Origin of the sequence: Streptomyces sp. NPDC007162, assembly GCF_040634175.1 — a bacterium.
Taxonomy (GTDB): Bacteria; Actinomycetota; Actinomycetes; order Streptomycetales; family Streptomycetaceae; genus Streptomyces.
This window is the reverse complement of record NZ_JBEYFC010000470.1, coordinates 1-6,973: the sequence shown is the minus strand read 5'-3', so window position 1 is coordinate 6,973 and position 6,973 is coordinate 1. Positions and strand designations below refer to the sequence as shown.

The 6,973-nt window shown below is 69.6% G+C and carries 7 protein-coding genes; 3 read left to right on the top strand and 4 right to left on the bottom strand.

Annotated features, from left to right (window positions below; translation table 11 throughout):
- Window positions 1-77 precede the first annotated feature (77 nt).
- Together ABZ646_RS36290 and ABZ646_RS36285 are read right to left on the bottom strand one after the other, a co-directional pair.
- On the bottom strand, window positions 78-1,250 hold the full coding sequence (locus ABZ646_RS36290; protein ID WP_360528803.1) for a helix-turn-helix domain-containing protein: 1,173 nt from the start codon (window positions 1,248-1,250) through the stop codon (window positions 78-80).
- 377 nt (window positions 1,251-1,627) lie between these two features.
- The gene (locus ABZ646_RS36285; protein WP_360528800.1) at window positions 1,628-1,921 is read right to left on the bottom strand and encodes a hypothetical protein; all 294 of its coding nucleotides are present in this window, start codon (window positions 1,919-1,921) and stop codon (window positions 1,628-1,630) included.
- Between the two features lie 331 nt (window positions 1,922-2,252).
- Here ABZ646_RS36285 and ABZ646_RS36280 point away from each other — a divergent pair, with 331 nt between their 5' ends.
- Together ABZ646_RS36280 and ABZ646_RS36275 are read left to right on the top strand one after the other, a co-directional pair.
- Window positions 2,253-2,780, top strand: a complete 528-nt coding sequence (locus tag ABZ646_RS36280) for a universal stress protein (protein ID WP_360528797.1) — start codon at window positions 2,253-2,255, stop codon at window positions 2,778-2,780.
- A 94-nt stretch (window positions 2,781-2,874) separates the two neighbouring features.
- Window positions 2,875-3,441: a GPR1/FUN34/YaaH family transporter gene (locus ABZ646_RS36275; protein WP_360528794.1), complete on the top strand. Its 567-nt coding sequence runs from the start codon at window positions 2,875-2,877 to the stop codon at window positions 3,439-3,441.
- Window positions 3,442-3,595: 154 nt separating this feature from the next.
- Here ABZ646_RS36275 and glmS read toward each other — a convergent pair whose 3' ends face one another.
- Both glmS and ABZ646_RS36265 read right to left on the bottom strand, forming a co-directional pair.
- A complete protein-coding gene (gene glmS / locus ABZ646_RS36270; protein WP_360528791.1) occupies window positions 3,596-5,413 on the bottom strand; it encodes a glutamine--fructose-6-phosphate transaminase (isomerizing) in 1,818 nt (605 codons plus the stop codon).
- A 31-nt stretch (window positions 5,414-5,444) separates the two neighbouring features.
- Window positions 5,445-5,702 carry a hypothetical protein gene (locus ABZ646_RS36265; protein ID WP_360528806.1) on the bottom strand — a complete coding sequence of 86 codons (258 nt, stop codon included), beginning with the start codon at window positions 5,700-5,702 and terminating at the stop codon, window positions 5,445-5,447.
- A 165-nt stretch (window positions 5,703-5,867) separates the two neighbouring features.
- Here ABZ646_RS36265 and ABZ646_RS36260 point away from each other — a divergent pair.
- A partial coding sequence (locus tag ABZ646_RS36260; RefSeq protein ID WP_360528788.1) for a metallophosphoesterase family protein occupies window positions 5,868-6,973 on the top strand: 1,106 nt, incomplete at its 3' end.

Genomic DNA, 6,973 nt, shown 5'->3' with positions numbered 1-6,973 from the left:
GACTCACGCAGGTCGGACACCATCGGCTCGGCCTGGCGACCGCCCACCCGGTCGAGCCGGGTGGGCGGAAACGCGGATCAGCTGCCCGTGCGCGGGCCCGGCAGGCTGGCCGACAGGCCCACCGCCGCTGTCCTGCGGGTCTGCATCGGCAGCACCCCCTCGGGGTACTGGACCGGCAGCGGACCCGTCGGTGGCAGCGGGGCCGGTTCCGGGGCGTCGGAGCGGTCGGGCTGCGGACGGCGGGCACGGTACGCCGCCCGGTACGCCGCCGGGGATGAGCCGAGCTGGCGGCGGAAGTGGCCGCGCAGCGCGACGGGGGAGCGGAAGCCGCAGCGGCCCGCCACCTCGTCCACCGAGTAGTCCGACGTCTCCAGGAGGCGCTGCGCCTGCAGTACTCGCTGCGTGATCAGCCACTGGAGCGGGGCGCTGCCCGTCAGTGACCGGAAGCGGCGGTCGAAGGTGCGGCGGCTCATGTACGCGCGTGCCGCCAGCGTCTCCACGTCGAACTGTTCGTGGAGGTGCTCCAGCGCCCAGGCGACGACCTCGGCGAGCGGGTCGGCGCCGATCTCCTCTGGTAAAGATCGGTCGAGGTAGCGCTCCTGACCGCCGGAGCGGCGCGGCGGTACCACCAGGCGGCGGGCCAGTGCCCCGGCCGCCTCGTTGCCGTGGTCCGTGCGCACGATGTGGAGGCAGAGGTCGATCCCGGCCGCCGTACCGGCCGAGGTCAGGACGTCCCCGTCGTCGACGAAGAGTTCCCGTGGATCGACGTGCACCGACGGGTAGCGCTTGGCGAGCGTCGGCGCGTACATCCAGTGCGTGGTGGCCGGGCGGCCGTCCAGCAGTCCGGCGGCGGCCAGGACGAACGCCCCGGTGCACAGCCCTACTATGCGCGCCCCTTCTTCGTGCGCCCGGCGCAGGGCGTCCAGCGCCTCCTCCGGTGGCGGCGCCGTTATCGAGCGCCAGGCCGGTACGACGACCGTGCCGGCGCGTGAGATCGCCTCCAGGCCGTGTGGCGCGGTGAGTTCCAGGCCCCCTGTGGTCCGCAGCGGGCCTTCCTCACCGCCGCACACCAGCAGTCGGTAGCGCGGCACGCCGGCGTCCTGGCGGTCTATCCCGAACACCGACAGCGGTATGGAACTCTCGAAGATGGGGCCGCCGCTGAACAGCAGCACCGCGACGATCTCCTTGCGGCGTCGCCCGGACAGTTTCCGGGCCGCGGCTTCCGGCGCGGCAGTGGAGTCGTGGCTCATACTGCTAAGCCCCCCTCGGTGGTCGCGGCTCCTCGGTTGTGTCGCTCCTGCACGTTTCCCCTTGGTCCTGCACGAGTCCCCCGCCGTAAGACGTCAAGATCGAATCTACTGGTTCCCGCGGTGTCGCGTTGACCAGTTCGACACGCCGCAGATTGTCGACATGACAACTTGGCGTGAAGCATTCGATCACGAAGGGTTGCACTCGCGGGCCGTGCAGGGAAGTGCGCCTCGTGGCAGTGGCCAAACCGCATAGGGTGCACGGGGTCTCCCGGACCCTTTCCGTGCAGGTGGAACGGGGGTTGGGGGGTGGTGAGGGGCCCCCTTGCGCAGGGTCGGGAAGTTGGCTGAAAAGCAGCGTTCGAGGGTGTTAAAACCGGTCAGTCGACCGGTGTAGTGCTCCTGGGGGCCGGTGCGGTGCCCCTGGTGTGACGTCCGCCTCCCCGGGGCGCCGTCCCGCGTGCCCCGCGCTCCGAGCGGCGCAGCAGGTACCGGCATGCGGCGGTGACGGCGGCGAGGCCGACGGCGGTGCCGGTCGCACCGGCCAGCGAGGTGCCGTACCAGAGGAGCACCACCGGGACGAGGACGCAGGAGAACGCGGCCCAGCGCACCACGTCGCCCGTGGCGTCAGGGGCGGGACGCGGCCGGCGGGTGGCGGGGCGCGGTCCGGGCATCGGCGTACTCCCTGTCGTGCTGCTCTCGTGCCGTGATCAACGCTCGGCGCGGCGGACGGTCACCGTGTGTACGGTCCGGCCTGTCCGAATCCTGCGCAAACCGCCTGTACGGGGCAGCAACCATTGCGTTACGGGCGCGGCTCGTGCATGCTCCGGGGAACCCATAATCGGTTCCGGGGAAGGTCCCCTACGGAGCGTGTGCGGGATCTGGGCTGAGGAGGCGTGCCGCCGTACCCTTGGGGGTATGGGCTGGGGAAGATGTTTCCCGGACACAGCTCCGCCGCACTCTGTCGTCCCTCCCATATATAAGGATCACAACGCCGAGACAGCCATGGCCGGTCACGAATTCTTCGATCCAGCGGACCGCAAGCGACCGGTCGCCGACCCCACGGCGGCCGACGCGCTGGCGGCGGAAGACGCACGCCCTTCCTGCGATCCCGCCTTCAAGCACGGGGTGGTCGTCGGCTTCGACGGTTCCACCTCCAGTGAGCGCGCCCTCGCCTACGCGATCGGGATGGCCCACCGCTCCCGCACCGGGCTGATCATCGTCCACGTCGCCAACCGGCTGCCGACCACCGTGTGGGCCGGCTGTGAGCCACCCGTCTTCGTCGACGTGCCGGACCACCGCACCGAGGTGCTCGGTCTGGAGCTCGCCTGCGCCGACTACCTGTCGGAAGTGCCCTGGATCCTCGTCGAGCGCGGTGGCGACATCTGCCACGAACTCGAAGAGGTGGGGCGGGAGTACGAGGCGGACGCGATCGTCGTGGGGTCCACCCACGGGATCGTCGGCCGGATCTTCGGCTCCGTCGCCGGGCGGCTCGCCAAGCGGGCCAAGCGACCCGTCGTTGTCATTCCGTAACTCTCCGTTCTGCCGTGCAGAGGTGTTTGTGCCCTTGTGAAGGGCATATATCGGTCACCGCGTACAACTGCACAGAGCATGAAGGGAGCCCGCCGTGGACAACGACGTCTCTGCGGGAAGCGGAACCACCACCGTGGCCGGCCGACTCGCCCTGGGGATCACCCTGTTGGCGTTCGGCCTCGGCACCACCGGTGTCATCGACAACGTCACCACGTCCGACGCCGTGTCAATCGCCCACTACGTGGGCGGAGTCGCCCTCTTCCTCGTCGGCCTGCTGGCCTTGCGTGACCGTGACACCGCGAGCGGCACCGGCTATGTGGCCCTCGGTGCCCTCTGGTTCACCTGGGCCGTCTCGTCCGCCGACCACACCTCGGCCAACGGCGCCGGGCTCTTCCTGCTCCTGTTCGCCCTCGTGGCCCTGTCGTTGACCCTCGCGGGCGGGGACCAGCTCGGACAGGGCGTGTACGGGCTGCTGTTCCTGGCGATGCTGTTGCTCGCCGTCGCGAACTTCGCCGACAGCTCGTCACTTGCCAAGGCGGGCGGCTGGGTTGCGGTGGCCGCGGGGGCGGTGGCCTGGTACGCCGCCACCGCCGCACTCGCGCACTGGCCGACGGCGCTTCCGAGGCGGGCTGCCGGCCGGGGGGTGACGGCCGCCGGCTGATATGGCAGCCGACGCCGGGGAGTTGGGCGGACCCGGCGATCCAATGAGCGGACCCCCGCGGGGCATTGGGCTCACGTGGGGGTCCGCTCGGTCGTCCGGGCCGTGCGAGCCGATGGGGGCGAGCAACCCTCACGGCCCGCACGTGCAAACGGCCCTACTCCACCGTCACCGACTTCGCCAGGTTCCGAGGCTTGTCGATGTCACGACCCAAGGCCTTCGCCGTGTGGTACGCGAGGAGCTGGAGGGGGATGCCCATCAGGATCGGGTCGAGTTCGTCCTCGTTCTTGGGGACGACGATCGTGCGGTCGGCCTTCTCCTGGTGCTGGTGGGCCACCGCCAGGATCCTGCCGCTGCGGGCCTTGATCTCCTCCAGGGCCGCGCGGTTCTTCTCCAGCAGGTCGTCGTCGGGGACGATCGCCACCGTGGGAAGCGCCGGCTCGATCAGCGCCAGCGGACCGTGCTTCAGCTCGGACGCCGGGTAGGCCTCCGCGTGGATGTAGGAGACCTCCTTCAGCTTCAGGGACGCCTCGCGGGCCACCGGATAGCCCCGGACACGGCCGATGAAGAGCATCGAGCGGGCCTCGGCGTACTCCTTCGCCAGCTGCTCGATCTCCGCCTCCTGGGCGAGGATCTCCGAGATCTGGGCGGGCAGCTTGCGCAGCCCCTCGATGATCCGCTTGCCGTCGCGCACCGAGAGGTCCCGGATGCGGCCGAGGTGCAGGGCGAGCAGGGCGAACGCGACGGTCGTGTTCGTGAAGCACTTCGTCGAGACCACGCAGACCTCCGGGCCCGCGTGCACGTACGTCCCGCCGTCCGCCTCGCGGGCGATCGCCGAGCCCACCACGTTCACCACGCCCAGCACCCGCGCGCCCTTGCGCTTCAGCTCCTGGACGGCGGCGAGGACGTCGTACGTCTCACCGGACTGGGACACCGCGATGTACAGGGTGTCGGGGTCGACCACCGGGTTGCGGTAGCGGAACTCGGAGGCCGGCTCGGCGTCCGCGGGGATCCGGGCCAGCTCCTCGATCATCTGCGCGCCGATCATGCCCGCGTGGTACGAGGTGCCGCAGCCGAGGATCTTCACCCGGCGCACGGCACGCGCGTCCCGGGCGTCCAGGTTGAGGCCGCCGAGGTGCACGGTGGAGAACCGGTCGTCGATCCGGCCGCGCAGCACGCGGTCGACCGCCTCGGGCTGCTCAAAGATCTCCTTGTGCATGTAGGTGTCGTGGCCGCCCATGTCGTACGACTCGGCCTCCCACTCCACGGTGGTCGGCTCGGCCGTCGTCCGGGTGCCCTCGGTGGTGTACGTCCGGAAGTCGTCGGCCTTGAGGGTGGCCATCTCGCCGTCGCCCAGCGTCACTATCTGCCGGGTGTGGGTGACCAGGGCCGCGATGTCGGAGGCGACGAACATCTCCTTGTCGCCGATGCCGAGGACCACCGGGGAGCCGTTGCGGGCCACCACGATCCGCTCGGGGAAGTCGGCGTGCATGACCGCGATGCCGTAGGTGCCCTCGATCAGGCGCAGCGCCTGGCGGACCTTCTCCTCCAGGGTCTCCGCCTGGGAGCGGGCGATGAGGTGGGTGAGGACCTCGGTGTCGGTCTCGGAGAGGAACTCGACGCCGTCCGCCTCCAGCTTGCGGCGCAGCTCGGCCGCGTTGTCGATGATGCCGTTGTGGACGACGGCGACCTTCTGGTCGGCCGACATGTGCGGGTGGGCGTTCACGTCGGAGGGGACGCCGTGGGTGGCCCAGCGGGTGTGGGCGATACCGGTGGTGCCCTTGAAGCGCGCCGGGACCTTCGCCTCCAGGTCGCGGACCCGGCCCTTGGCCTTGACCATTTTCAGGCCGCCGGCCTTGGGGGTGGTGACGACGATGCCCGCCGAGTCGTAACCGCGGTATTCCAGCCGCTGCAGACCTTCGAGAAGAAGGGGAGCGACGTCGCGCTTACCGATGTATCCGACAATCCCGCACATATATAGGTGTTCCGATCCTCAACCTGGAAGGTCAGCCGTAGACGAGCCGGCGCAGCTGCCGGAGGGTGAGCTCCGGCGGTGCGACCGCCCGGTACTGCAGGTCCGCCGCGATCCGGTCGAAGATCTCCGCGTTCACCAGGCCTTCCGCCTGGAGTTCGCGGTGGCGGCGCCGGACGTAGTCCCCGGCCGTCTCGTCGAAGTAGGCGAGCACGTCCTGGATCACCCGCAGCGCCTCGCCCCGGCTCAGGGGCGTGGACCGCGTCAGGTGATCAACAAGTTCGTCGTGCACCCGGTAGATCCTGGAGTACCGGCGTCGGTTTCGCAAGAATCCTGCCCGATTCCGGGCAACGGTCTGTTGAATCTCTTATGGGGTGCTGTTCGCAGCCTGTCCATCCTGTGTCTTGTGCCACGTCGCTTGTGGAGACGATTTTCAGACGCCATGGACATTCCTCGTATGGGCGTACCCGATGAGCTCGCCGACCGCATGAGCATGGCCGAGCAGCACGAGTACCTCCGCGCCAAGTTCTCCCGGCGTTCCATGATCAGAGGCGGCGCGGTCACGCTCGGCGCCGTCACGGGCGGTTCCTTCGTGCTGGGTGGCACCGCCCAGGCCGCCGCCCCCACCCGGTCCTCCGTCCCCGCCACCCCGTACGTCGACGGGGCCTTCGTGGCGCCCTTCGGCCGCCACCTCGCCTTCGGCAACGACGCCGGCACCGAGATGACGATCTCCTGGCAGGTCCCGGTCGCGGTCAGGCGGCCCTTCGTCCGGATCGGCACCCACGCCTCGCACCTCTCCGTGAAGATCGAGGCCGAGGTCCGCTCCCTCTACACCCCGGCCGGCATCGGCGCGAGCGGCGACCACACCCAGTACTACGTGCACGCCAAGCTGGCCAACCTCAAGCCCGGCAAGACGTACTACTACGGCGTCGGCCACGACGGCTTCGACCCGGCCTCCCCGCGGTTCGCCAGCACCATCGGCACCTTCACCACCGCGCCCCGCCACAAGGAGCCGTTCACCTTCACGGCCTTCGGCGACCAGGGCGTCAGCTACCACGCGCTGGCCAACGACAGCCTCATCCTCGGCCAGAACCCGAGCTTCCACCTGCACGCCGGTGACATCGCCTACGGCGACCCGGCCGGCCAGGGCAAGTCCACCGACACCGGCTTCGACTCCCGCACCTGGGACCAGTTCCTCGCCCAGACCGAGTCGGTCGCCAAGTCCGTGCCGTGGATGGTGTCGTACGGCAACCACGACATGGAGGCCTGGTACTCGCCCAACGGCTACGGCGGCGAGGAGGCCCGCTTCTCCCTGCCCGACAACGGGCCGGACAAGAAGAACCTGCCGGGCGTCTACTCCTTCGTGCACGGCAACACGGCGATCATCTCGCTCGACCCGAACGACGTCTCCTTCGAGATCCCGGCCAACCTCGGCATCTCCGGCGGCACCCAGACCACGTGGTTCGAGGCGCAGCTGAAGAAGTTCCGTGCCTCGAAGGACATCGACTTCATCGTCGTCTTCTTCCACCACTGCGCCTACTGCACCTCCACGGCGCACGCCTC

Excerpts from the sequence above, each read along its gene's own strand:
- ABZ646_RS36285 (WP_360528800.1), bottom strand. The coding sequence starts at position 1,921 with ATGCCCGGACCGCGCCCCGCCACCCGCCGGCCGCGTCCCGCCCCTGAC.
- glmS (WP_360528791.1), bottom strand. The coding sequence starts at position 5,413 with ATGTGCGGGATTGTCGGATACATCGGTAAGCGCGACGTCGCTCCCCTT.
- ABZ646_RS36280 (WP_360528797.1), top strand. The coding sequence starts at position 2,253 with ATGGCCGGTCACGAATTCTTCGATCCAGCGGACCGCAAGCGACCGGTC.
- ABZ646_RS36290 (WP_360528803.1), bottom strand. The coding sequence starts at position 1,250 with ATGAGCCACGACTCCACTGCCGCGCCGGAAGCCGCGGCCCGGAAACTG.